General features: G+C 68.8%; 27 protein-coding genes. 15 read left to right on the top strand and 12 right to left on the bottom strand.

Annotated features, from left to right (window positions below; all coding sequences use genetic code 11):
- Position 1: 1 nt before the first annotated feature.
- A complete protein-coding gene (locus LDL49_RS48585; RefSeq protein ID WP_225301749.1) occupies positions 2 to 607 on the bottom strand; it encodes a PadR family transcriptional regulator in 606 nt (201 codons plus the stop codon).
- Positions 608 to 713: 106 nt separating this feature from the next.
- Here LDL49_RS48585 and LDL49_RS48590 point away from each other — a divergent pair, with 106 nt between their 5' ends.
- Entirely contained in the window at positions 714 to 1571 is an 858-nt protein-coding gene (locus LDL49_RS48590; RefSeq protein WP_225301750.1) for a DUF72 domain-containing protein, read from the top strand.
- A 56-nt stretch (positions 1572 to 1627) separates the two neighbouring features.
- Here LDL49_RS48590 and LDL49_RS48595 read toward each other — a convergent pair whose 3' ends face one another.
- Both LDL49_RS48595 and tnpA read right to left on the bottom strand, forming a co-directional pair.
- Positions 1628 to 1882, bottom strand: coding sequence for a hypothetical protein (locus LDL49_RS48595; RefSeq protein ID WP_225301751.1), 255 nt, complete (start codon positions 1880 to 1882; stop codon positions 1628 to 1630).
- Between the two features lie 295 nt (positions 1883 to 2177).
- Complete coding sequence (tnpA, locus tag LDL49_RS48600; protein WP_225301752.1) at positions 2178 to 2606, bottom strand: IS200/IS605 family transposase; 429 nt, start codon at positions 2604 to 2606, stop codon at positions 2178 to 2180.
- A gap of 23 nt (positions 2607 to 2629) precedes the next feature.
- Here tnpA and LDL49_RS48605 point away from each other — a divergent pair, with 23 nt between their 5' ends.
- The 3 genes from LDL49_RS48605 to LDL49_RS48615 all read left to right on the top strand — a co-directional run bounded on the left by LDL49_RS48605 (position 2630) and on the right by LDL49_RS48615 (position 5790).
- Positions 2630 to 3943, top strand: a complete 1314-nt coding sequence (locus LDL49_RS48605) for an RNA-guided endonuclease InsQ/TnpB family protein (protein ID WP_225301753.1) — start codon at positions 2630 to 2632, stop codon at positions 3941 to 3943.
- Between the two features lie 147 nt (positions 3944 to 4090).
- The gene (locus tag LDL49_RS48610) at positions 4091 to 4819 is read left to right on the top strand and encodes a GNAT family N-acetyltransferase (protein WP_225301754.1); all 729 of its coding nucleotides are present in this window, start codon (positions 4091 to 4093) and stop codon (positions 4817 to 4819) included.
- Entirely contained in the window at positions 4816 to 5790 is a 975-nt protein-coding gene (locus LDL49_RS48615; RefSeq protein WP_225301755.1) for a lysophospholipid acyltransferase family protein, read from the top strand. Before LDL49_RS48610 ends, LDL49_RS48615 begins: the two co-directional genes overlap by 4 nt.
- Here the strand turns inward: LDL49_RS48615 and LDL49_RS48620 are convergent.
- Positions 5750 to 6601, bottom strand: a complete 852-nt coding sequence (locus LDL49_RS48620; RefSeq protein ID WP_225301756.1) for a glycerophosphodiester phosphodiesterase — start codon at positions 6599 to 6601, stop codon at positions 5750 to 5752. The genes LDL49_RS48615 and LDL49_RS48620 overlap by 41 nt on opposite strands.
- Positions 6602 to 6959: 358 nt before the next feature.
- On the opposite strand from LDL49_RS48620, the gene LDL49_RS48625 reads away from it, so the two are divergent.
- The 5 genes from LDL49_RS48625 to LDL49_RS48645 all read left to right on the top strand — a co-directional run bounded on the left by LDL49_RS48625 (position 6960) and on the right by LDL49_RS48645 (position 10301).
- Entirely contained in the window at positions 6960 to 7766 is an 807-nt protein-coding gene (locus LDL49_RS48625; RefSeq protein WP_225301757.1) for an MBL fold metallo-hydrolase, read from the top strand.
- Between the two features lie 72 nt (positions 7767 to 7838).
- Positions 7839 to 8438: a PadR family transcriptional regulator gene (locus tag LDL49_RS48630; protein WP_225301758.1), complete on the top strand. Its 600-nt coding sequence runs from the start codon at positions 7839 to 7841 to the stop codon at positions 8436 to 8438.
- Between the two features lie 111 nt (positions 8439 to 8549).
- The gene (locus tag LDL49_RS48635; protein ID WP_225301759.1) at positions 8550 to 8927 is read left to right on the top strand and encodes an SgcJ/EcaC family oxidoreductase; all 378 of its coding nucleotides are present in this window, start codon (positions 8550 to 8552) and stop codon (positions 8925 to 8927) included.
- Positions 8924 to 9334, top strand: a complete 411-nt coding sequence (locus LDL49_RS48640) for a hypothetical protein (RefSeq protein ID WP_225301760.1) — start codon at positions 8924 to 8926, stop codon at positions 9332 to 9334. The genes LDL49_RS48635 and LDL49_RS48640 overlap by 4 nt, the downstream gene beginning before the upstream one ends.
- A gap of 10 nt (positions 9335 to 9344) precedes the next feature.
- Positions 9345 to 10301 (top strand): GNAT family N-acetyltransferase, encoded by a 957-nt coding sequence (locus tag LDL49_RS48645; RefSeq protein ID WP_225301761.1) that lies wholly within the window; start codon positions 9345 to 9347, stop codon positions 10299 to 10301.
- Here LDL49_RS48645 and LDL49_RS48650 read toward each other — a convergent pair.
- The 3 genes from LDL49_RS48650 to LDL49_RS48660 are packed head-to-tail and all read right to left on the bottom strand — an operon-like array spanning position 10288 to position 12756.
- Positions 10288 to 10692 carry a Rieske (2Fe-2S) protein gene (locus tag LDL49_RS48650; RefSeq protein WP_225301762.1) on the bottom strand — a complete coding sequence of 135 codons (405 nt, stop codon included), beginning with the start codon at positions 10690 to 10692 and terminating at the stop codon, positions 10288 to 10290. The two genes, LDL49_RS48645 and LDL49_RS48650, sit on opposite strands and share 14 nt — an antisense overlap.
- A gap of 22 nt (positions 10693 to 10714) precedes the next feature.
- Positions 10715 to 12088, bottom strand: a complete 1374-nt coding sequence (locus tag LDL49_RS48655; protein ID WP_225301763.1) for a sensor histidine kinase — start codon at positions 12086 to 12088, stop codon at positions 10715 to 10717.
- On the bottom strand, positions 12085 to 12756 hold the full coding sequence (locus LDL49_RS48660) for a response regulator transcription factor (protein WP_225301764.1): 672 nt from the start codon (positions 12754 to 12756) through the stop codon (positions 12085 to 12087). The genes LDL49_RS48655 and LDL49_RS48660 overlap by 4 nt, the downstream gene beginning before the upstream one ends.
- Positions 12757 to 12878: 122 nt before the next feature.
- Here LDL49_RS48660 and LDL49_RS48665 point away from each other — a divergent pair, with 122 nt between their 5' ends.
- Positions 12879 to 13331, top strand: a complete 453-nt coding sequence (locus LDL49_RS48665; protein ID WP_225301765.1) for a hypothetical protein — start codon at positions 12879 to 12881, stop codon at positions 13329 to 13331.
- 65 nt (positions 13332 to 13396) lie between these two features.
- Here LDL49_RS48665 and LDL49_RS48670 read toward each other — a convergent pair whose 3' ends face one another.
- The gene (locus LDL49_RS48670) at positions 13397 to 14473 is read right to left on the bottom strand and encodes an Rv3169 family protein (RefSeq protein WP_225301766.1); all 1077 of its coding nucleotides are present in this window, start codon (positions 14471 to 14473) and stop codon (positions 13397 to 13399) included.
- A 169-nt stretch (positions 14474 to 14642) separates the two neighbouring features.
- Complete coding sequence (locus tag LDL49_RS48675) at positions 14643 to 15143, bottom strand: YtxH domain-containing protein (protein ID WP_225301767.1); 501 nt, start codon at positions 15141 to 15143, stop codon at positions 14643 to 14645.
- A 158-nt stretch (positions 15144 to 15301) separates the two neighbouring features.
- Between LDL49_RS48675 and LDL49_RS48680 the strand changes: the two genes are divergently transcribed.
- A complete protein-coding gene (locus LDL49_RS48680; RefSeq protein ID WP_225301768.1) occupies positions 15302 to 15838 on the top strand; it encodes a peptidylprolyl isomerase in 537 nt (178 codons plus the stop codon).
- Positions 15839 to 15938: 100 nt separating this feature from the next.
- Positions 15939 to 16808 (top strand): rhomboid family intramembrane serine protease, encoded by an 870-nt coding sequence (locus tag LDL49_RS48685; protein ID WP_225301769.1) that lies wholly within the window; start codon positions 15939 to 15941, stop codon positions 16806 to 16808.
- Positions 16809 to 16841: 33 nt separating this feature from the next.
- On the opposite strand, the gene LDL49_RS48690 is transcribed toward LDL49_RS48685, so the two are convergent.
- Positions 16842 to 17087, bottom strand: coding sequence for a cell division protein CrgA (locus LDL49_RS48690; protein ID WP_225301770.1), 246 nt, complete (start codon positions 17085 to 17087; stop codon positions 16842 to 16844).
- Between the two features lie 145 nt (positions 17088 to 17232).
- Between LDL49_RS48690 and LDL49_RS48695 the strand changes: the two genes are divergently transcribed.
- Genes LDL49_RS48695 through LDL49_RS48705 form a run of 3 tightly spaced genes read left to right on the top strand, consistent with a single transcriptional unit; the run spans position 17233 to position 18585 of the window.
- Entirely contained in the window at positions 17233 to 17856 is a 624-nt protein-coding gene (locus tag LDL49_RS48695) for a class E sortase (RefSeq protein ID WP_225301772.1), read from the top strand.
- Position 17857: 1 nt separating this feature from the next.
- Positions 17858 to 18016, top strand: coding sequence for a hypothetical protein (locus LDL49_RS48700; protein ID WP_225301773.1), 159 nt, complete (start codon positions 17858 to 17860; stop codon positions 18014 to 18016).
- Positions 18013 to 18585 (top strand): anthranilate synthase component II, encoded by a 573-nt coding sequence (locus tag LDL49_RS48705; protein ID WP_225301774.1) that lies wholly within the window; start codon positions 18013 to 18015, stop codon positions 18583 to 18585. Before LDL49_RS48700 ends, LDL49_RS48705 begins: the two co-directional genes overlap by 4 nt.
- Before the next feature lie 202 nt (positions 18586 to 18787).
- Here the strand turns inward: LDL49_RS48705 and pknB are convergent, their stop codons facing one another.
- A complete protein-coding gene (gene pknB, locus LDL49_RS48710) occupies positions 18788 to 20644 on the bottom strand; it encodes a Stk1 family PASTA domain-containing Ser/Thr kinase (protein ID WP_225301775.1) in 1857 nt (618 codons plus the stop codon).
- Positions 20645 to 20726: 82 nt separating this feature from the next.
- Complete coding sequence (locus LDL49_RS48715) at positions 20727 to 22178, bottom strand: serine/threonine-protein kinase (RefSeq protein WP_225301776.1); 1452 nt, start codon at positions 22176 to 22178, stop codon at positions 20727 to 20729.
- Positions 22179 to 22188: the final 10 nt, after the last annotated feature.

Below are 22188 nucleotides of genomic sequence, written 5' to 3' on the forward strand. Positions count from 1 at the left end.
TTCAGTCCTCCGGGAGCTCGAGATGGTTGGAGGCGAAGGCGCGCAGCCGCTCCTCGCTCCAGGTCAGGCGGCCGGCGCGCAGGTCGTCGAGAACTCCGGCAACCCAGCGCAGCTCGGCCTCCGTGGCGGCACGCAGGTACTCGGTCTCCAGCAGCGAGACCCGGGGCACGTCTGCCTCCCCGAGCGCCGCCTCCAGTTGGGCCAGCCGTACCTGGAGGAGCTCGTGGCGCTCGCGCAGGAGGCCCAGCGTCTGCTCCGGGGTCAGTATCGGAAGGAACGTAAGTGCGGCAGGGAACTCGGGGAACTCGTTGCGTGGCGTCGTCAGCATCTCGACCATCCACTGCTGGAGCGCCTCGCGGCCCTGCTCGGTCAGCGCGTAGAGGGTGCGCTCAGGGTACTGCTGGTCGCGCTCGGTCTCGTGGACGGTGATCAGGCCCGCGTCGTGCAGCCGGTTGATCGTCTTGTACAGCGTGGTCCGCTGACCGACGTTGATCACCTCGTCCTTGCCCCACTGCTTGATCAGGGACTGCATGCCGTACGGGTGTAGCGGCTGGTAGGCGAGAAGGCCGAGGACGGCCATCGCCAGTGGTGATCGGCGTGTGGTCATAGTGAAAAGATAACTAGTGTTCTGGACACTATACAACTCGGACGATGGCCCAGCTGCGGGCCTGGGTGGTTCTGCGGTGGATAGGGGTTTTCGGTAGCGTCGGGTCATGCGGCTTCATGTGGGATGCGCGATGTGGACGCACGTGCCCTGGCAGGGACGCTTCCTGCCGCATCCGCTTCCTCCCGGCGAACGCCTGCGGGCCTATGCCACCTGGTGCAACGCGGTGGAGGGCAACACGACGTTCTACGCGACACCGGCGCGCGACACCGTGGAGTCATGGGCCCGGCAGACCGACCCCGACTTCCGCTTCGTGGTCAAGCTACCCAAGTCGATCACGCATGAGCGCCGCCTTACCGGCGCGGGCGCCGACGAGGAGTTGCGCGCGTTTCTGTCGGCGATCGAGCCGCTCGAATCGCGGGCCCACGCCCTCTGGGTCCAATTGCCGGGGTCATTCGCGCCCACCGACCTCGGTACCCTGGCGGCCTTTCTCCGTGGCCTGCCTCCTTCGTACAGATACGCCGTCGAAGTGCGTCACCGGGCGTTCTTCGACGACACGCGGTCAGTACGGCTGCTCGAAGGCGTGCTCGCCCGCGCTGGTGCCGAATGGGTCCCGTTCGACACCACCACCCTTTTCCAGAGCCCTCCGACCAGCGACGCCGAACGAGACGCGTGGACGAAGAAGCCGCGCGTGCCGCGCCGGTCGACGGCTCTCACCGACCGTCCGATCGTGCGCTACCTCGGCCGGGATGCCACCGAACGTACGGTCGAGGGCTGGCAGGAGTGGGTCGCCACGGTCACCGAATGGCTGCGGGAAGGCCGCTCGCCGACGGTGTTCGTCCACACCCCCGACAACGCTGACGCGCTGAGCCTCGCCCGCCGGTTTCACGACGAGGTGCGGGCCCGGGTGCCCGAGGTCGAGCCGCTGCCCGAACCCATGCCGAGCGAGCCACTGACCCTGTTCTGAGCCCGGCGACCCCGAGCCGACCGGCGGCGCGAAGCCGAGGCCCATGCGCCCCTGCCCTAGATGGATTTCACCCACGAACGAGCCTTCGCCATGGGCATCGCGAGCTCGTCCTGCACGAGACGTACGGCTTCGTCCTCGTCGCCGCGCACCTTGAGCTGGCGCACGCGACCAGTGATGTCCATGGCCCTCATCGGGTCTGTGTACTTGTGTATGCGCCGCTGCCGCATGACCTTGACCAGCTGCATGACCCAATAGATGAGGAAGCTGAGAAAGAGTCCGGCGAAGAGGAGAGAAATCACCGTTTCTAGCACGGATTGATCTTAGGATGCGGCCGCCGCCTCCCACGGAGGCCACACGGGGGACTCGTCCAGCTCGCACGCAAGCTTTGCCTTTTGACGGGGGCGGCAAGCGTCGGAGACTCAGACCGTTGTTGACGGCCTGCCGATGTCCCGCTCTCGACTGCCGGAGTTCTGCCCCTCGGGCCGTGGTCATCTACCAGAAGGTGAGCCATTGCTCCGGCGTTTACGCCGGGGGTGGAGGCCCAGGTGGGAGTGCCCGCTAGGGCGCGAGGGTGTCCTGACCTGTCAGATTTGTCGACGGCTTTGCTCACACAGATCGTTTCTGCTGCTCGATGTACTGCGTGAGCGCGGTGAGCGGCGCCCCGCCGACCGATCCGGCGAAGTAGGAACCAGACCAGAAATGTCCGCCCCAGAGGTGCGTGCGGACGTGTGTACTGTATTCCTTGCGAAGCATCCGGGCCGAGACCCCTTTCAGGGAGTTGACGAGTTTGGACAGGGCGACCTTGGGTGGGTAGTGGATGAGCAGGTGGACGTGGTCGTGCTCGCCGTTGAACTCGCGCAGTTCGACCTCGAAGTCGGCGCATACCTCGCGCATGATTTCCTCGCAGCGGATCAGCATCTCGTCGGTGAAGGCCCCACGCCGGTACTTTGTCACGAACACCAAATGGGCGTGGAGGTGGTGAACGACATGCCGCCCGGTTCTGACATCGGGGTTCGGATTCCATCGTGGTGACATAGACCAAACGATATGATCAGCGTGTGGAGAAGGTGAAGCGGACTCGTGCGCACGTGGCGCGACTCGGCCTCAACCCGGCCCAGGAGGCCGTTGTGGACGGTCAAGCCCACGCCGCGCGTGCTGTGTGGAACCTGCTCCACGAGTTCGCGACCTTCCGCCAGGGCCGCCTTGCGTCCTTGAAGGAGTGCGACGCGGCGATTCGGCAGGCCCGCCACGAGATCGAGTGGATGGGGCAGCTGCCCGCTCAGGCCGCGCAAGCCGTGCTGAAGACCTACCGGCAGGCGTGGGCGAATTTCTTCAACCCCGACCATCCGGCCGAGCTGCCGACGTTCAAGGGCCGGTTGCGCTCCCGGATGGCCGTGGACGTGCCCCAGGCCGGCGACTTGCAGATCGCCCGGATCAACCGCAGGTGGGGTGCGGTGAATCTCCCCAAGGTCGGGCGGGTGAGGTACCGGTGGACGAAAGACCTGCCCGGCGTCACCAAGGGCGGACCATCCGGCAGGATCACCGGGGCTCGCCTGGTGAAAGACGCCCACGGCTGGACCATCGTCTTCCGCACCGAGCTGCTGGTCTCCGCCCCCGTCCCGCGCACCGGGCCGAAGGCCGGCATGGATCGGGGCATCGCGGTCCCGCTGGCCCTGTCCACCGGGGAGCACCTTCGGCACGGCCCGTGGCTCACGAGCGGGCAGCGCGAGCGGCTGGTGCGTCTGGAACGCAAAAGTGCCCGTCAGCGTGCCACCCGCAAGAAGGGCGGCCCGGTTTCCAACCGGGAACGCCGCACCTACGACCAGATCGCCCGGCTCCGCGCGACAGCCAAGCGCCGCGCCGTCGACTGGCAGCATCAGAACACGACCGACCTCGCGCGGCGATTCAGCGCGATTGTGGTCGAAGACCTGAACATCACCAACATGATGGCCTCGGCGTCCGGGACTGTGCGGGAGCCGGGGGTCAACGTCGCCCAGAAGCGGGGCCTGAACCGCTCGATCGCGAGCCAGGCGTGGGGCCGAACGGTGGAGTTGCTGACCTACAAGGCCGCCGACCGTGGCGGCCTGGTCGCCAAGGTCGGCCCGCACGGCACCAGCCAAGAGTGCCACCGCTGCCACACCACCACGAAAGGATCACGCGAAACGCAGTCGCGGTTCGCGTGCAAGAACCCGGCGTGCGGATGGATCGGCAACGCTGATACCAACGCTGCCCGAAACCAGCTTCATCGGTACAACTCTGCCGCCGGACGGGCGGTCACAGGACGTGGAGACTCCGCGATAGCGGGGCCTGTGAAGCGTCAAGCATCCTGTCCCACAGTCTCGCCGCCACCCGCGCTGCGAGCTGCTGCGTAAGCAGCACAGGAACCCTCCACACTCATGTGGAGGCGCACGTCAAGAGGTTCACCATGCGGACGCCTCGCTGCCCCCGATGGGAGACGCGTCCGTCATTTCGGCATGTCGACATGGTCGCGAGACGCTTTCAGGGAAGGACGCCCGCCCATGACGATCTCTCTCACCGGCCGCCCCGCAACCGGCCGCTACACAGTCGGCATGGCCACGAGCGCTGCCGACGTACAGGCCGCGCAACGGCTTCGCCACGAGGTCTTCGTCGAGGAGATGGGGGCACGGCTCGACAGCCCGATCTCCGGTCTCGACGCGGACAGGTTCGACGCGTACTGCGACCACCTCCTGGTCCGTTACGACGACAAAGTGGTCGGCACCTACCGGTTGCTCCCTCCGGGGCGTACGGACCGGTTGTACTCCGACGCCGAATTCGAGCTCGGCAACCTGGCCGTCCTCAGGCGGGACCTGGTCGAGGCGGGCCGCACCTGCGTACATCCCGATCACCGCGCCGGCGCGGTGATCGGCCTGATGTGGGCGGGCATCGCGCGCTACATGGTGAACGGCGGCCACAAGTGGCTGGCGGGTTGCTGCTCGGTGCCCCTCGACGACGGGGGCGCGGTCGCGGCCGGTGTCGTCGAGCGGGTGCCGCTGGGCCCGGCGGAGTACCGCGTGACGCCGCGCGACCCGTGGAGGTCCCGGGGCGCCGCCCGTTCCGACCGGTTCGTACCGCCTGCGCTCCTCCGCGGTTACCTGCGGCTGGGCTCCTGGGTGTGCGGGGCGCCCGCGCATGACCGTGACTTCGGCACCGCCGACTTCTTCGTCCTGCTCTCGATGGCCAACGTCAACGCCCGCTACCTGCGGCACTTCCTGGGAGAACCGCAGTGACCGTCACCGTGGCCGGCCCGGTGGAGATCAACCCCTGGCTGCGCATGGGCCCGTGCACTCCCGAGGTTTGTGTGGAGGCCCCCGCCGCCCTCGCCGGCCCCCTCCACCGGCTGGCGCGGCTCCTCGCGGCCGTCCTCGTGCTGCTCGCGGGCCTCTCGATCGCCCTGGCGACCCGTCGAGCCGGTACGGTCTGGCGGGCGGAGATCACGAAGACGTGGGCGCGGCTGCTGCTGCGCGCCCTCGGCATCAGCGTCAGAACCACCGAACCACAGCCCACACCCACCGCGCCAAGGGTGCCCGCCATCCCGGGAGGGGGAGGCGTGCTTCTCGTGGCGAACCATGTCTCCTGGCTCGACCCGCTGGTCATGGCGGCCACGGTGCCGTCACGGCCGCTGGCGAAGCGGGAGATCGGCGAATGGCCGCTCATCCGCACGCTGGCCGCGGGCTCGGGCGTCCTGTTCATCGACAGGGAACGGCTCTCCGCCCTGCCATCGGCCGTCGCCACGGTCGCGAACGCCCTCAGAGCGGGCGACACGGTGATCGCGTTCCCCGAGGGCACGACGTGGTGCGGGCGTGGGATGGGGGAGTTCCGGCCGGCCGTGTTCCAGGCGGCGATCGACGCGGGCGCCGCCGTACGCCCGGCCACACTGCGCTACCGCGAGGGAGACTCGACGTCGACCCGCGGCTGCTTTGTCGGAGACGACTCGCTTCTCGCCTCCCTCCTGCGGGTGACCGCGACCCGCCACCTGGTCGCCGAGGTCACCCTCTTCGCTCCCGTACGGCTCGCGCCCACCGGACGGCGGCACGAGGCACGCGCCACGCTGGCCAGGATCGCCGAGGAACAGGTACGCGCCGGCGTCGTCGAGCGGGAAACGGACACCGACCCCGGAGTTGCCCGTCGTCACAGGGCGACGGGCAACCCGGGACGTCCTATCGAGCCAGAGACGCGAGAGTGTCCGGCTTGTTGGTGATGATGCCGTTCACTTCATAGCCGATCAGGCGGCGCATGACGTCGGGGTCGTCCACCGTCCAGGCGAAGACCTCCATCCCCAGGCTGTGGACACCCCGGACGTACTGCTCGGTGATGTCGCCATATGGCGGGTTGATGTGGGTGGCGTAGGCCGCCACCTTCGGCAGGTCCGCCGTGGCCGGCGTGCCGAGCAGGCCGATGGGCACCTGGGGCATGGCGCGGTGGAACGTACGCATCGAGGCCCAGCTGAACGACTGCACGACCAGCCGACCGGAGTCCAGCCAAGAGGTGTTGTGCCGCAGCTCGTCGGCGACACGCTTCTCGATGCCGGGGTAGAGCTCCGGCGCCTTGATCTCCAGGAGCAGGCTGAGGCCGCTGCCGTCCATCTCGCGCAGGGTCTCTTCCAGCGTCGGTACGGGCTCGCCGTCGTACTTGGCGGCGAACCACGAGCCCGCGTCCAGCCGCCGGATCTCCGCGAGCGTGAAGTCGCCGACCCGCCAGGGCGCCCGGCCGGGGAAGACCTTCTCGACGTCCGTGGTGCGGGACAGCGTCGTGTCGTGCATCAGGACGAGCTGGTGGTCCTTGGTCTCCTGCACGTCGAGCTCGAACGCGTCGGCGCCCAGCTTGTCGGCCAGCTGGAACGCGGTGATGGTGTTCTCGGGCGCGTCCGCGGAGGCTCCGCGGTGCGCGACGACCGTGATCTGGGGGGCTTCGAAGTAGATCGCCGATGACGGGGTGGCGGTCGCTGTGGGGGCTACGGTGGCGAGGGCGGCGAGGGACGTGGCGATGATGGCTCCGAGTCGGGGGAACATGGGGGCTCCTCGGGCTTGGGAAGGCAGCCGACAATTCCGAACTTGACAACCACGTGTGACGCGGAGTTGAGGGGAGAGCAACCCGCTGATGCCAGGCAGATGAGCATTGAGGACATCGGCTGTCCGGTCAGCCGCCCCCGCCCATGACGCGCTCCTGACGCTCCACTGATTGCCCTATGTCATCGGTCGAGCACGTGTCGTAACGGAGCCTTCCCCGTTCGGCCGCCCGCCACGCGCGGCCGTCCTGCCCCCGAGCCGGTGCGGATCTTCGGTGTAGATCACGACCGAAACCCATATGCCCTGTAGCGATCGTAAGTAGAGTTCTCGCAGGGTCCCACGGGAGATTCAGGATCGAGCGATGAACGAGCAGTGGCGGGAAATCGGCGACCGGGTCTATGTCCGGCGCCATGAGTCCTTCGACATGAACGTCGGCCTGATCGTCGGTGACGACCACTGCCTGGTGCTCGACACCCGCGTGTCCCACCGCGAGGCCGCCGATCTGATCGAGGCGATCAGGCGGGTCACCCCCAGCCCGTGGACGGTCGTCAACACCCACTCCCACTTCGACCACTACTTCGGCAACGCGCTGTTCCTGCCGGGCGAGATCTGGGGCCACTCCAGGTGCGCCGAGGAGATCGAGCTGTACGGCGAGCAGCGGCGGGCCAAGTGGATCGAGCGCCTGCCCGAGGACCGGCGGGCGGAGCTGGAAGAGGTGGAGATCGTCGCGCCCGACCACACGTTCACCTCGACGGCCACCCTCGACATCGGCGGCCGGAGCGTGCACCTGCGTCACTTCGGCCTCGGCCACAGCAGCAACGACGTCGTGGCGCACGTACCCGACGCCGGGGTGGTGTTCGCCGGTGACCTGATCGAAGAGGGCGCCCCACCGGCCTTCGGCGACTCTTACCCGCTCGACTGGCCCGCCACGGTGGCCGCGATGCTGGCCGAGCTGCCCGAGCAGGTGATCGTGCCGGGGCACGGCGCGGTGGTCGACCGCGCCTTCGCCCTCGCCCAGCAGGCCGAGCTGGTCACCGTGGCCGAGCTCGCCACGCGGGCGCACGTGGAGGGTCTACGTGATCTGATCACCCGTTTCCCCTATCCCGAGGACGTCGCCAGGCAGGTCATCGAGCGGGCCTTCCTGCAGCTCGACAGCCAACTGACCTGACAATCACGTACGGGGCTGGACGGCCGTACCGTCGCCTTCTATAGTGCATATTGCACTATAGAAGGAGGCATCATGGCACGACGCCATGACCTGGTCGGGCTGACCGTGCTCGCCATGCTCTCGGTACGTGCCAGCCACCCCTACGAGCTGCACCGCTTCATCGTCGACACGCACAAGGACTACGTGACCGGGCTGCCGCGCAGCCTCTACCACGCGGTCGAACGGCTGGCGAAGGACGAGCTGATCGTGCCGACGAAGACCGACCGCGAAGGCCGCCGGCCCGAGCGGACGGTCTATGAGATCACCGAGGAGGGCCGCCAGGAGCTGGCAACCAGGCTGCGCAGGATGCTGGAGCAGCCGGATGCCGACCGGCGCACGCTGGTGGCGGCCGTCTCCCTGATCGGCGCGTTGCAGGTGCCCGACGCCAAGCGGGCGCTGCGCACGCGTACGGCCTCCATCGAGGGGACGATCAGCGGCATCGAGGCGCACCGGCGGGCGCTGACGGAAAGTGGCCTGCCGGAGATCCTCATGCTCGAGATGGAGTGCGAGCAGGCCCTCTACACGGCCGAGCTGGCCTGGTTGCGCAGCGTGCTCGACCGGCTGGACAAGGGCGAGCTCGACTGGTCGGGCACGGTCAAGCAGTCGCTGATGGAGCAAGCGCTGGAAAGTTGAGCGGCCGCCGGGGTGCGCCAACACCCCAGCGGCCGGAAATCCGAACAAGGCGCCTGCCCTGTCCAGGACTCGCAGTCTCAGGATAGGCGCCGCGACCACAGGAGCAGTGCCATGTCCACTGAGATCAGAGACCTCCTCGCCAGGCTCACCGAAGCCTGGAACTCCGGCGACGCGGCGGCCTACGCCGCGCTGTTCACCGAGGACGCCGACTACATCACCTTCTTCGGCCTGCACCTCCAGGGCCGGGAGGCCATCGAGGTCGCCCACCGGCAGCTCTTCCAGAGCCCGATCAAGCTGACCGGAGGCGGCGGCGAGCCCCTCGTCAAGCCGCTGGGAGACGGCGTCGCACTGGTGATCTCCGGTGGCGGCTCGACCGTCGACGGGCGGCCCGACCCGAGCCGCGACTCGATCGTCACCTTCACCGCGGTCAGCACACCCGGCGGCTGGCGCTTCGCCTCGTTCCAGAACACCCGGGTGCGCACGCCATGAGGAAATCCCTGCTCGTCGAGGTGTCCGGGGTGGTCGAGGCGCCACCTGAGCGGGTACGCGAGGCGCTGATCGACCGCGACACGCTGATCGACCGTAAGTCGATGGTCGACCGCGAGGGCCGGTTCACCGTCGAATACCACCCGGGTCACACCATGACCGTCGAGGTCACCGACCGTTCGATCGCCTACCAGGGCGGCTGGTGGTACCGGGCCGAATGGTCGCTGACCGGGCACCCCCAGGGCACGCTCGTCGTCCATCGGGTCTACAACATCGCCGAGCGGATGCGGTGGGCCGTACCGCTGGCGAACCGGTTCTTCATGGGCTTCGACGAGGCCACACGCGAGGGGTTCGCCGAGGGGCTTGCTCAGATAGGAGGGGACTTGGGGTGCTCCGTGCACCTCACTTAGGCTGCCGCTCATGAGCGTGCGATGGGGATCGCTGGACGAGGACGACGCCGGATCGCTCGCCGAGCTGGGCGCCGCCATCGGGGCGGCGGACGGGGTCGAGGAGCGCTTCAGCGTCGAAGACGTCGCGGAACACCTGGCCAACCCGCTGCTCGACCTGGCCGAAGGCACGCTCGTGGCCAGGGACGGGCAGCGGCTGATCGCCTACGGCTACCTGCCGGTCAAGCAGGTACGCGACGGCCTGCACGCGATGGTCCTGCACGGCGGCGTCCATCCCGACTTCCGCGGCCGGGGACATGGCGGGCGGGTGCTCGACTGGGCGATCGGGACGGCGCCGAAGCTGCATGAGCGGGCCTACCCCGGCAAGGGGCTGGAGCTGCAGACCGGCATCCCGCAGGCCGACACCGCGGCGGCGGCGCTGCTCGAAGGCAAGGGCTTCGCCGCCGTGCGCCGGTTCTGCCAGATGCGCCGCGACCTGTCGGGGGAGCTGCCCCAGGTACGGGTGCCCGAGGGGGTCGACTTCGTCACGTACACGCCGGAGTTCGAGGAGGCCGCCCGGCGGGTGCGCAACGAGTCGTTCCGTGACCATTGGGGCAGCGCGTCGCACACCGCGGAGAGCTGGCGGCACAGCATCACCGGCAGGCGCGGCTTCCGGCCGGAGTCGTCCTTCGTGGCCCGCGCGGGGGGCGAGGCGGTCTGCGTCGTGCTGACGCGCCACGTCGAGGGGGCCACGGCCGTGCGTACCGCCTGGATCGACATCATCGGCACGCTACGGGAGTGGCGCGGCAAGGGCGTGGCGGGCAACCTGATCGCGCACGCACTCGCCGCGTTCAAGGAGCAGGGGTACGCGAGGGCGGGCCTGAGCGTGGACGCCGACAACCCCACGGGAGCCGTCGGCGTCTACACCCGAGCCGGGTTCGAGATCTACCAGCGCGCCACGATGTACTCGCTGCCGATCACGCCAGCCTGATCTTGCCCTTCACCAGCTTGATCTTCTTCTTGGCGAGCGGACGCTTGGCCGGACCCTGCACCACCGCACCCGTCAGGGCACTGAACTGGCTGCCATGACAGGGGCAGTGGATCTTGCCACCGCTTACGCTCGCCACCGTGCAGCCCTGATGGGTGCAGATGGCGCTGAAGCACTTGAAGACCCCCTTCTTCGGGTGGGTGATCACGTACTTGCCACTGACGATCTTGCCTTTGCCGACCGGGATGCTCTTGGCGCTGGCCAGGACCGGACCGGCGGCCTCCTCTTCGGCCTCGGCGGGTCGCGCCCACAGGAAAACGGCTCCTGCTGCGCCTGCGGCGGCGCCACCTCGGGTGATCAGTGCACGGCGTGTGAGCATGATTGCCTCCTTCAACTATCCACACGATGAGAAGTGGCTAGTGGTTCAGGGGAAATCTCGCGATAAATCCACCTTCTTCGGCGAGCAGCATGCCGCCGTGCAGCAACGCGATGTCCCGCGCGATCGGCAATCCGAGCCCGGCCCCGCCGACATCCCTGGCCCGCGCCTCGTCCAGCCTGGTGAACCGGTCGAACACCGCCTCACGCTGCCCCACCGGAATCCCCGGCCCGTCGTCGAGCACCTGGAGCACGGCCTGGCCGTCCTCCTGGCGTACCCGCACCCGTACGACCGCCGCGGCGTGCCGTACCGCGTTGTCGACCAGGTTGGTCACCAGGCGGGCCAGGTGCGCCCGAGAGCCCTGGAAGACGACGTCGGGCTCGACGTCCAGCTCCATCCGCAGCTCGGGCCGCCGCTTGATGCGCAGCGACTCCTCCGCCGCCACCTGGCCGAGGTCGAGGTCTCCCGTACGCAGCGGTTCACCCGCGTCGAGCTTGGCCAGCAGGAGCAGGTCGGCCGCCAGCGACTGGAGGCGCTCCACGTCGGCGAGCGCCTCGGCGGTCAGCTCGCTCGGTTCGGCCAGCTCCAGCCGGGCCCGCAGCGTGGCGATGGGGCTGCGCAGCTCGTGCGCCGCGTCCGCGACGAACCGTTTGTGCGTCTCGACGGCCGTCTCCAGCCGGTCGAGGGTGCCGTTCACGGTGGTCGCCAGGGCGGCGATCTCGTCGCCCGAGCGGGGTACGGGCACCCGCTGGTGCAGGTCACGGGCCGTGATGTCGGCCACCTTGGCCCTGATGGCCGCGACCGGGGCGAGCGTACGGCCGACCGAGAACCAGGTCATGCCCGCCACCACGAGCAGCAGCGCGGGCACGCCCGGCAGGAGGGCGCTGTTGAGAGTCGTCAGCGCCTGGTCGGCACCGTCGAGCGAGGCCCTGGCCCAGATCTCCGCCGATCCGCTGGACGTCGACACGGGCATGCGCGCGACCGCGAACCCGCCGCCCTGGGCCCAACTCGTCGCCGCCGGGGCCCCCTCTCTCGTGAGCATGACGTCCGAATCGGCGATCCGCAGCGCGAGCGCCGGCTGGACCGACACCCCGGCCACTGGGTCACCGGAAGTGCGCGCCCATTCGGCCGCGGTCGGCTCTCCGGGGGTGGCTGCCTGGACGGTCGCGGTCTGGCCGAGTGCGGCGGTCAGGTCGACGGTCTGCGCGTACGGCGCCGCGGCCACGGCCTTCCTGGCCGCCTCCGCGCCCGCGCTGCTCTGCAGGCTGCCCCGCAGCGCCAGCACCAGCACGACCGCCGCCAACCCCAGCGCCACGGCCACCACCAGCGTCGCCGCCGCGGTGGCGCGCAGCCGTACGGACGCCAACCCCACGGACGGCCGACCCGAGGTCAGGAGATCGCGCCACCAGGTCATGTCGCCTCCAGCCGGTACCCGGCGCCCCGCACCGTCACCAGGGTCGTCCTGCCGAACGGTTGGTCGATCTTGCGGCGTAACGCGCTGATGTACACCTCCACGATGTTCGGATCCCCGTCATAGGCGAAGTCCCACGCCTGCGCCAGCAGCTCGCTCTTGGAGACCACCTCGCCGGCCCGCCGCGCCAGGCCGTGGAGCACCGCGAACTCCTTCGGCGTCAGCGCGATCTGCACCTCCCCACGGCGGCAGCGCAGCCCGGCCGGATCCACGACCAGGTCCCCGACCGTGATCGTCACCGGCCGCTCGTGCCCGCCCCTCCGTACGAGCGCGCGCAGCCTGGCCAGCAGCACCACGTACGAGAACGGCTTGGCCAGGTAGTCGTCGGCGCCCGTGTCGAGCGCCTCGGCCTCGTCGTAGATGCCGTCCTTGGCGGTGAGCATCATGATCGGCGTCCAGTTGCCGGCCTCGCGCAGCCGGGAGCACACGGTGTAGCCGTTCAGCCTGGGCAGCATCACGTCGAGCACGATCACGTCGTACGTGTTCTCCGAGGCCATCCAGAGCCCGTCGCGCCCGTCGTAGGCCACGTCGACGGCGAACCCCTCACCCGCCAGGCCGCCCTTGACCAGATCGGCCAGCCGCTGCTCGTCCTCCACCAGTAGCACTCGCACACCGACAGGGTCCCGCACCCTACCTAAAGCCAACCTGAAGATCATTTCGGCTGTCTTCAGGATCACTTCAGGTACGGCGGGCCAGGGTCGGGGCGTCCGATCGTTTCCAGCAAGGAGATTCCATGTTCAAGCGACGTCTCGCGGTCCTCGGCGCGGTGGGCGTGCTCGTGCTCACGGGCCTGGGCGGGTCCGCGATGGCCGACGAGGCTCCGTCGACCGTCCCGGGTGTCAAGGTGACGTGTACGACGAGCGACGGCAAAATCATCACGTTCGCCGAGCCGGCGCGCGCCGTTGGGGACCCCGCCGCCAAGCCGGGTGAGAAGGCGCCTAAGGGGGGCGTGGCCCTGCGCCTCCGGGACGACCAGACGATCGAGATCGAGTCGCTCCCGGAGGGGGCGGTCACGGAGGCGGTCCCGGCCAAGCCCGCCGTCAAGGGTGAGGGGTTCACCGCCGAAGGCGGCGAGCCGGCCGACGGCGCCGTGAAGCTGGGCATCGCCCGGCCGGCGGAGGACGGCAGCGTACCGGCCGAGACCCTCGCCACGACGGTCTCCGTCAAGTGCGAGCCGAGTAAGTGAGACCGCGCCCGCCGTAGCACCGGGGGCGCACGGCGGGCGCGCTCACTCGGACCCGACGGGTGCGCTCACTCGGGGAGTGACGGGTGCGGTCCCAGGGCCCAGTATTCGAACAGGCCGTGACCCACCAGGCCGTCGTACTCGAAGCGGCCCACGGCGTCGACCATCCCCCACATCTTGGCCGCGTCGTCGGGCAGCGTGTACGTCACGCCTTGCACGACCGGCTCCGCACCCTGGTACATCCCGTGCTTCCAGTCCGGCTCCAGGCCGTAACCGGTGCCGACCATGAGGTGGACCGGCAGCACGGGCCTACACCGCACGTCGAACGCCTTGCCGCCAGGAGGTGAGAACGTGATCGTGGCCTCGACGACGTCGCGAGTCCCGGGAGCGTAGACGGGGTGATACTCGGGCCGGCCCAGATACTCCTCCTCGCGCCCGTCGGACCAGACCCTGGTGGCCTCCTCCAGGACGCGGCGGCCCTTCTCGTCCTCCTGGATGATGCAGAGGATCGCGTGGTCGTCGAACCTGATGGGTGTGTACAGCCAGTAGAAGCTGCCCGCGTTCTTCGCCTGGATGCCCGGCGGCTCGGGCTCGCCGACGGGCCTGACGCCCCAGGAGCGGTCGCGGGTGCCCTGCCATCGGTCAGGGGTGACGGATATCTCCTCATCCCCGACGCGGATGTGGCCGGACCAGAGCCCGGTCTGCGCCAGCCGTACGGAGTCGAAAATGACCCGCTCCTGCCAGCGGACGAAGTGCCGTGGCTCGAGCGTCGCCGGGATCGTGCCCTCCCAGGTGAGGTCGAAGGACAGGCCATGCTCGTTGGGCTCCAGGATGATCTGGAGCCGTTTGAGCCCTTCGATGACCTTCACCTGGAACGGGCCGATCTCGGTGTTCATCCGGTCGGTGCCGAGCTCGCGCGAGGCGCGGACGACCCGGTGCAGGTTTCCGTAGCGGACGCAGGCGAAGGCGTCGGTGACGCCCAGGTTGGGGTACTGACCGGCGCCGACGATCAGCATGAGCTCGTCGGTGCCGGCGTGGCAGTTGAAGTAGTAGCGGTCGTAGAAATTGCGGTCCGAGGTCGCCACGTGCCGCATGACCTGAGCCGCCTGGTGGATGGGGTAGTCGTCGAGCGGGGACAGCGCCATGCCGCCGGTTGTAGCAAGCGCTTGGTATAGACGTCAACGCCCGCAGCCGGAAACGCGCCCCCGAACGCGAAGCTTCTCGAACGCGCAGCGCGCCCCCCGGGCGCGAAGGACCCCCGGACGCGAAGCGCGCCCCCCGCTCGATTGAGTGGGGGGCGCGCTTTCGCGCGGATCACGTCATCTTGCGCGATGCCTCATCCGCCTTGTCGGACACTTCAGACGCCATCCTCTCGGTGGTGTCCGCGGTCTTGTCCGCTTTGTCGCTGACCCACTGCGACGCGTCCGAGGCCGAGTCCTTCATGTGCTCGGTCCACTGCTGGGCGTTACGCCGGTAGAACAGATAACCGATCGTGCCCACAGCGAGACCGGTCAGAAGGATCATGGCCGGCATCCGCCGCGACCTGCGCGGGGATGGGTCGATCCGGTCGGCCGCGTTGACCAGCATTGCGCTGACCTTGGGGGCGAGCTCTTCCTCGACCCGATGCGCGGCCTCTTCCAGCCTCGGGGCCGCCCAGTAGCGGGCGTCCTCGATGCGCTGGGCGGCGACCACCTTGGCCTGATCCGCCATCGGCGCCATTTGCCGGCCAGTTCTCATGGCCCGGGCCTTCATACGGCCCATCCACGTGGTTGGGACTACGATGACCACGCGGCGATTTTTCAGTGTCAGGGACACAACAACCTCCCCTGCTCGATGGGGCCCCGAGCCTGACCTTCCCGTAGCGAAGCGGCTCAATCATGGCCGTCCGTGGCAGGATGGCTTTCGCGGCCTAACGACCGTGGTCATCAAAATCCACAAAACCAACCCTGTACATAGAGGGGGGCAGCTGTCTCGTGGCCGAGAAGCTGATCGCAAACCTGCAGACAAATCGCGGAAATATCAAGATAGAGCTCTTCCCCAACAAGGCTCCCAAGACGGTCCGCAACTTCGTCGAGCTCGCCGAAGGCGGCCGTGAGTGGACCCACCCGGGCACCGGGGAGACGAGCACCGGCCGTTACTACGACGGCACGATCTTCCATCGGGTGATCCCCGGCTTCATGATCCAGGGCGGTGACCCGCTGGGCGAGGGCATCGGCGGCCCCGGTTACGACTTCGACGACGAGATCCACCCGGAGCTCTACTTCAACCGCCCTTACCTCCTGGCCATGGCCAATGCCGGCATCCGGTTCGGCAAGGGCACCAACGGCTCGCAGTTCTTCGTCACGGTCGTGCCCACGCCGCATCTCAACGGCAAGCACACCATCTTCGGCGAGGTGATCGAGGGCCAGGACGTCGTCGACGCGATCGCCAAGACGCCGACCGGCCAGCGCGACAAGCCGATCGACGCGGTGGTCCTGGAGTCGGTCACGATCGACCGCGTCCAGGGCTGACCAAGACGCACCGTCCAAGGCCCTCCAAGGCTGCCAAAGGCGCACGGGGCGGGCTGAACACGCCAGCGCGGCGATGCCGCGCAGGCCATAGGCTGCGGTCATGACCAGCCAGCCGCCCAGCCCGCCCCCGCAGCCAGAGCAGCCCGCGGAGACCGTGCCGACGTGCTACCGGCACCCCGACAAAGAGACCTGGGTCCGCTGCCAGCGCTGTGAGCGCCCCATCTGCCCCGACTGCATGCGCGACGCCGCCGTGGGCTTCCAGTGCCCCGAGTGCGTGAGCGCGGGCAATCGAGGGGTACGCCAGGCGCGGTCGGCGTTCGGCGGCGCCGTGGTCACGACGCCATACGTCACCTGGGTGACCCTGGCGCTCAACGTGCTCGTCTTCGGCGCCCAATATGTGACGAGCAACGCGGTCACCGAGCAACTGGCCATGCGGCCGTACAACGTCGTCGCCGGGCATGAGTACTATCGGCTGCTCACGTCGGCGTTCGTGCACGACGGGCCGTTCCACATCCTGTTCAACTGCTGGGCGCTCTACGTCATCGGCCCCTACCTGGAGCGGGCCTTCGGACACACCCGCTACCTGGCCGTCTACCTGGTCAGCGCGCTGGGCGGCTCGGTGCTCGGCTACTGGATCGACCCGCTCGGCCAGTACACGGTCGGGGCGTCAGGAGCCATCTTCGGCCTGTTCGGCGCCGTGTTCGTGGTGGGGCGCAAGCTGAACATGGACGTACGCGGCATCGCCGTGCTGATCGCGATCAACCTGGCGATAACCTTCCTGGTCTCCGGCATCAGCTGGACCGGCCACATCGGCGGCCTGATCACCGGATCGGTCCTCGCCGGAGCCCTGGCCTACGCTCCCAAGAGCAACAGGACCCTCTGGCAGGTGCTGACGGTCGTGGGAGCGCTGGCCATCCTGGTCGTGCTCGTGGCCGTCAGATCCTCGGCCCTTCTGAGCGGCGTGGGCTGACTTCCCCAGGGTGTGGAAAAACTGTGGAAAAAACTAACGCCAGCGGGTGGAGAGCACCACCCCGAAGATGATGAAGACGAACCCGATCAGCAGATTCCAGTTGTGGAGATCGCCGATGAAGGGTGCGCTGGGCGCCACGTAGTAGACGGCGATCCACAGGATGCCGATGATCCACGACACCACCATCGTGGGAGCCAGCCAGCGCGGGCTGACCGTGACCTGCTGGGACTTCTGCGGCGGCGTGTAGACCGCCTTCTTGCGAGCCTTGGACTTGGGCACTGGAAACTCCTGCTGGGCGCCTGGGCATCCGGGTTGTCCACAGGCTATTAGTTTTGAGCGTAGTGGAAGCGTGCCCCAGGATAGTCGCCACGCGCATGAGATGGCGATCCCCGGCCTCCGGTTAGGCCGCGCTTACGCTGGGTGAGTGAGGGCCGTGCTGCGGGCCGCGGGGGAATCGAGCATCACCGCGGGCCTGATCCTGTTGTTGTTCTGCGCCTACCTGCTGTGGGGGACGGGCGTCTATACCCAGCGCATGCAGCTGCAACTGCAGCAGGAGCTGGTGGAGGAACACGCGCGCCCGGAGCCGGCCAAGCTCCGGAAGATCGAGCTGGGCCGGGCCGTGGCCATGCTGCGCATCCCGAGGCTCGGGCGCGACTACCACTACGCCGTGGTCGAGGGCGTGGACGCGGAGCACCTGAAGAAGGGCCCGGGCCACTACCCCGGCACCGCCCTCCCCGGACAGATCGGAAATTTCGTCATATCGGGTCATCGGACCACGTACCTGGCGCCGTTCAACCGGATCGATGAGCTCCAACGCGGCGACGAGATCATCGTCGACGCCCCCGAGGCCCGCTACACCTACCGGGTGACCTCGCAGGACATCGTGTACCCCGACGAGGTGGACGTGCTCGCCTCGGTGCCCGGCAAGCCCGACATCGAGCCGATCAGGGCCTACATCACGCTGTCGACCTGCCATCCCGAATACTCCGCCGCCCAGCGGCTCATCGTGTTCGGCGTGCTGAAGAAGACCGAGCCCAGGAAGGAATGACATGTACGGATGGCTCTGGGACAGGCTGCCGGGCGGCATGGGCACCAAGCTGCTGACGGCCACCGTGCTGGTCGCCGTGGCGGGCGTCGTACTCTGGTATGCCGTGTTCCCGCTTCTCGAACCCGCGGTGACGCTCGACGAGGTGACCGTACGGAAATGACCCGCGTGCTGGTCGTGGACAACCACGACAGCTTCGTCCACACGATCGTCCAATACCTGCGTGAGCTGGGCGCCACGTGTCAGGTGCGCCCGCGCGACGACGTCCGTGTGAGCGACGCCGACGGCTTCGACGGCGTCCTGGTGAGCCCCGGGCCCGGCACGCCGGAGGCGGCGGGCGTGAGCGTCCCCCTGGTGCGCCACGCGGCCCTGTGCGGCCTGCCGCTGCTCGGCGTCTGCCTCGGGCACCAGGCGATCGGCCTGGCCTACGGTGCCACCGTGTCGCGGGCGCCCGAGCTCGTACACGGGCGGACCAGCGCGGTCTCGCACGACGGGCTCGGCGTGTTCGCCGGGATCCCCTCGCCGGTGCGGATGACCCGCTACCACTCGCTGGCCGTACGGCCCGACACGGTGCCCGCCGAGCTCGACGTGACCGCCCGCACCGCGGACGGCGTCATCATGGGGCTACGGCACCGCACGGCGCCCATCGAGGGCATCCAGTTCCACCCCGAGTCCGTGCTGTCGGAGCACGGGCACCGGCTGCTCGGCAACTGGCTGCGCGGGATCGTGTAACACTCGGCCGCCGCCGGACGACAGACAGATGAGCGTCCCCGCCGTCGCCCCCGAGCGGCGGGGACGCTCTTTTACGTGTCCGACGTGCCAGGGCCGCCCCGGCGTGGGAAGGCGGCCCTCTTTTCCCTGCCCGACGTGCCAGGGCCGCCCTCCCGGTGTGGGAAGGCGGCCCTGTTGCCGGCTCTGCTCAACGCCTCTCGGGTCAGCCTCCGAGGCTGTCGTCGTCGATCGGTGAGTCGTCGGTCGGCTGCGTGTCGTCCGTGGGCGAGTCGGTCGGCTGTGGCTGGTCCGTCGGTTGGTCCGTCGGCTGTGGCTGCTCCGTCGGCTGCTGCTCCGGCCCCGTGGAGACCACGATCGTTATGGTGGTGTTGGGGTTGACCTTCGTGCCCTCACCGGGAACCTGCTGGATGACCGTGCCCTCAGGCTGCTCATTCGCCTGCTCGACCGCCTTGACCTTGAAGCCTGACGCCCTGAGCATCTTGGTGGCGTCCTGCTGGGTCAGGCCGATCACGCTCGGGACGGCAGTCTGGTCCTTGGGCACGTAAAGGATGACCGTGCCGTCCTTCTCGACCTCCTCGCCGGCCTTGGGATCGGTCTCGATGACCTTGCCCTGCGGCTTGCTGGAGACCTTGGTCTTGATCGTGCCGGTCAGCCCGGCGTCCTCAAGGAGCTTGTTGGCGTCCTCGGTTGTGGCACCGACGAGACCATCGGGGACCTTCACCTTCGGCGGCCCCTTGGACACGATCAGCTTGACCGTGGAGTTCTTCGCGACCTCGGTGTCTTGAGGGGGATCGGTCTTGATCACCGTGCCCTTGTCGTACTCGGTGCTGGCCTCCTGCACCACCTCGGACTTCAGCTGCAGCGCGGTGAGCTGTGCCTGGGCGGCCTTCACCGTCTGTGTGGCGAGCGCGGGGATCTTGACCTGCCCGGTGGGCTTTTCGCCGCCGCTGCTGAACACCGCATAACCGATGCCGATGAACGCCCCGATGATCAGGAGCGGAATGACGATCCAGGCCGCGGTCTTGAGCGCGGTGTTGCCGCCGCCGTTGTTGGCGCGCCGCCGGCCGCCTCGGCCGCCGCCCTGCCCGTCGTCGTACTCGTACGGGGGCACCGCGCGGGTGCCCTGAGTGGCCGGGCCGGTGGCGGCCTGGGTGGCCGTCATCATGCGGGTGCCCGCGCCGTAGTTGCTGGTCATCGCCATCGTCTGGGCGTCGACCGGCATGCCGGACATCGCCCGCTGGATGTCGGCCCGCATCTCGCCCGCGTTCTGGTAGCGGTGCGCGGGGTCCTTGGCCATGGCCTTCAGGACGATCGCGTCGCACCAGGCGGGGATCTCGGGGTCGATCTGCGACGGCGGGATGGGCTCCTCGCGTACGTGCTGGTAGGCGATCGCCACGGGAGAGTCGCCGGTGAACGGCGGCTGGCCGGTGAGCAGCTCGTAGAACACGCACCCGGTGGAGTAGATGTCGCTGCGGGCGTCGACCCGCTCGCCGCGCGCCTGCTCGGGCGACAGGTATTGGGCGGTCCCTATCACCTGCGCCGTCTGCGTCATCGTCGCGGCCGAGTCGGCCATCGCGCGGGCGATGCCGAAGTCCATCACCTTGACGTCACCGTTGCGGGTGATCATGACGTTGGCCGGCTTGATGTCGCGGTGGACGATGCCGCCGCGGTGGCTGTAGTCGAGCGCCCGCAGGATGCCGTCGACCAATTCGGCCGCCCGCTCCGGCAACAGCCGCCGGTCGGCCCGCAGCAGGTCGCGCAGCGTCCTGCCGTCGACGTACTCCATCACGATGTAGGGGACCGGGGCACCCTCGCTGACGTCCTCGCCGGTGTCGTAGACCGCGACGACCGCCGGGTGGTTCAGCGAAGCCGCGGACTGCGCCTCACGGCGGAAACGGGCCTGGAAGGTGTGATCGCGCGCCAAGTCAGAGCGGAGGGTCTTGATCGCGACTATGCGGTCCAGCCGGATGTCTCGGGCGCGATAGACCTCGGCCATGCCGCCGCGCCCGACGACGCCGTCGAGCTCGTAACGACCTCCGAGTCGCCGAGGCTGAGTCATTTCCTGCACTGTCCCTTACCGTTCATCTTGGGTACCGGCCTGCTCGCGGGCCGCCGGTGTCCATCATCGACCCCGTGGCGCATCACGTCTCCTCCTTCGGCGGGTTTGTGACACCCGGGTCAGGCGAAGCACTTGGTGTCGGAGTTGTCGGTGTAGTGGTGGGCCTGGGGGTCGGCGTGGGAGTCGGGGTACGGGTTGTCGGGGTGGACTTGGGGGTTGGCTTCCTGGTTGGAATTGCCGTCACGCTTACCGTAGCCGAACGTGAGGGTACCGGCCGCTTCGACTTCCCCGTAACGACGGGAGGTCGGCGTGTGTGAGGCGTCTTGGCCCGGGACGGCTTCCATATCGGAGTCACGCTCACCGACTCCGACGGGTCGGCGACGCTGGGCGGGTCGGGCACCGCGTCGCGGTCCATGTAAGTGAAGGCGCTGAGCCCGACGGCGGCGGCGCAGCCCGCGCTGGCGAACAGCGCCAGCGTCAGCCTGCCCCTGCGGCGCCGGGGCCTGGCGGGCGCCGGACCGGCGGGCCGCCCGGTGATCGAGCCGGGGGACGGCGAGCGCAACGTCGTGGCCGTCGGCGCGGCGAGGTCGTCGGTGACCGACCCCTCTCCCTGCCGCCACTCCTGGAAGCCCTCCTGCTGCGGCTGTCTCCGGGAGCCCTCCGCCTGCTGGCGTACGCGGAAGCCCGCCGGATCGGTGAGCATGCTGAGCTCGGCACCCGACTTGTTGGCGGCCAGGGACTGGCGCAGCCGCTGGGAGCGGTCGGCGACCTCCATGGCCGATGCGGGCCGCTGCCGCGGATCCTTGGACAGCAGCACCATGACCAGCTCGCGCACCGCCGCGGGCACGTCGACGCCGAGCGGCGACGGCGGCTCGTTGAGGTGCATGAGCGCGATGGCCACCGGACCCTCGGCCTGGAACGGCGTGCGCCCCGACAGGCACTCGTAGGCCACCACGCCCAGCGAGTAGAGGTCGGTCGACGGAGTGAGAGGTAGACCCTGCGCCTGCTCCGGGCTGACGTATTGGGCCGTGCCGAGCACGGTACCGGTCAGCGTCACCGGAGCCGACTCTATGGCGCGGGCGATGCCGAAGTCGGTCACCTTGATGGTGCCCTCGGGCGTGACGAGCAGGTTGCCCGGCTTGATGTCGCGGTGGATGACCCCCGCCGAGTGGGCGGCGTGCAGCGCCTTGGCCGTCTGGTGCACGACGTCGAGCGTCACCTCGGGCATGAGCGAGCCGTTGCGGGTCAGGATGGCGGACAGCGGCTCGCCGTGCACCAGCTCCATCACCAGGTAGGCCAGGTCGCGCTGCTCGCCGTAGTCGAAGATCTGCGCGATGCCCGGGTCGGCCAGCGCGGCGGTGATCCTGGCCTCGTTGCGGAAGCGGCCGCGGAAGGACTGGTCGTCCTGGATGTGGCTGCGCAGCACCTTGACGGCGACCTCACGGCCGAGCAACTCGTCGCGAGCACGCCAGACGTCCCCCATACCGCCCGAGGCGATGCGGGAGAGCAAGAGGTAGCGGTTACCGAGCCGCATGATCCAGCAG

The organism is Nonomuraea aurantiaca, from assembly GCF_020215705.1.
GTDB classification, from domain to species: Bacteria; Actinomycetota; Actinomycetes; order Streptosporangiales; family Streptosporangiaceae; genus Nonomuraea; species Nonomuraea aurantiaca.

Excerpts from the sequence above, each read along its gene's own strand:
- pknB (WP_225301775.1), bottom strand. The coding sequence starts at position 20,644 with ATGACTCAGCCTCGGCGACTCGGAGGTCGTTACGAGCTCGACGGCGTC.
- tnpA (WP_225301752.1), bottom strand. The coding sequence starts at position 2,606 with ATGTCACCACGATGGAATCCGAACCCCGATGTCAGAACCGGGCGGCAT.
- LDL49_RS48640 (WP_225301760.1), top strand. The coding sequence starts at position 8,924 with ATGAGGAAATCCCTGCTCGTCGAGGTGTCCGGGGTGGTCGAGGCGCCA.
- LDL49_RS48670 (WP_225301766.1), bottom strand. The coding sequence starts at position 14,473 with ATGGCGCTGTCCCCGCTCGACGACTACCCCATCCACCAGGCGGCTCAG.
- LDL49_RS48705 (WP_225301774.1), top strand. The coding sequence starts at position 18,013 with ATGACCCGCGTGCTGGTCGTGGACAACCACGACAGCTTCGTCCACACG.
- LDL49_RS48635 (WP_225301759.1), top strand. The coding sequence starts at position 8,550 with ATGTCCACTGAGATCAGAGACCTCCTCGCCAGGCTCACCGAAGCCTGG.
- LDL49_RS48715 (WP_225301776.1), bottom strand. The coding sequence starts at position 22,178 with ATGCGGCTCGGTAACCGCTACCTCTTGCTCTCCCGCATCGCCTCGGGC.
- LDL49_RS48590 (WP_225301750.1), top strand. The coding sequence starts at position 714 with ATGCGGCTTCATGTGGGATGCGCGATGTGGACGCACGTGCCCTGGCAG.
- LDL49_RS48700 (WP_225301773.1), top strand. The coding sequence starts at position 17,858 with ATGTACGGATGGCTCTGGGACAGGCTGCCGGGCGGCATGGGCACCAAG.
- LDL49_RS48610 (WP_225301754.1), top strand. The coding sequence starts at position 4,091 with ATGACGATCTCTCTCACCGGCCGCCCCGCAACCGGCCGCTACACAGTC.
- LDL49_RS48630 (WP_225301758.1), top strand. The coding sequence starts at position 7,839 with ATGGCACGACGCCATGACCTGGTCGGGCTGACCGTGCTCGCCATGCTC.
- LDL49_RS48585 (WP_225301749.1), bottom strand. The coding sequence starts at position 607 with ATGACCACACGCCGATCACCACTGGCGATGGCCGTCCTCGGCCTTCTC.
- LDL49_RS48645 (WP_225301761.1), top strand. The coding sequence starts at position 9,345 with ATGAGCGTGCGATGGGGATCGCTGGACGAGGACGACGCCGGATCGCTC.
- LDL49_RS48655 (WP_225301763.1), bottom strand. The coding sequence starts at position 12,088 with ATGACCTGGTGGCGCGATCTCCTGACCTCGGGTCGGCCGTCCGTGGGG.
- LDL49_RS48620 (WP_225301756.1), bottom strand. The coding sequence starts at position 6,601 with ATGTTCCCCCGACTCGGAGCCATCATCGCCACGTCCCTCGCCGCCCTC.
- LDL49_RS48665 (WP_225301765.1), top strand. The coding sequence starts at position 12,879 with ATGTTCAAGCGACGTCTCGCGGTCCTCGGCGCGGTGGGCGTGCTCGTG.
- LDL49_RS48625 (WP_225301757.1), top strand. The coding sequence starts at position 6,960 with ATGAACGAGCAGTGGCGGGAAATCGGCGACCGGGTCTATGTCCGGCGC.
- LDL49_RS48685 (WP_225301769.1), top strand. The coding sequence starts at position 15,939 with ATGACCAGCCAGCCGCCCAGCCCGCCCCCGCAGCCAGAGCAGCCCGCG.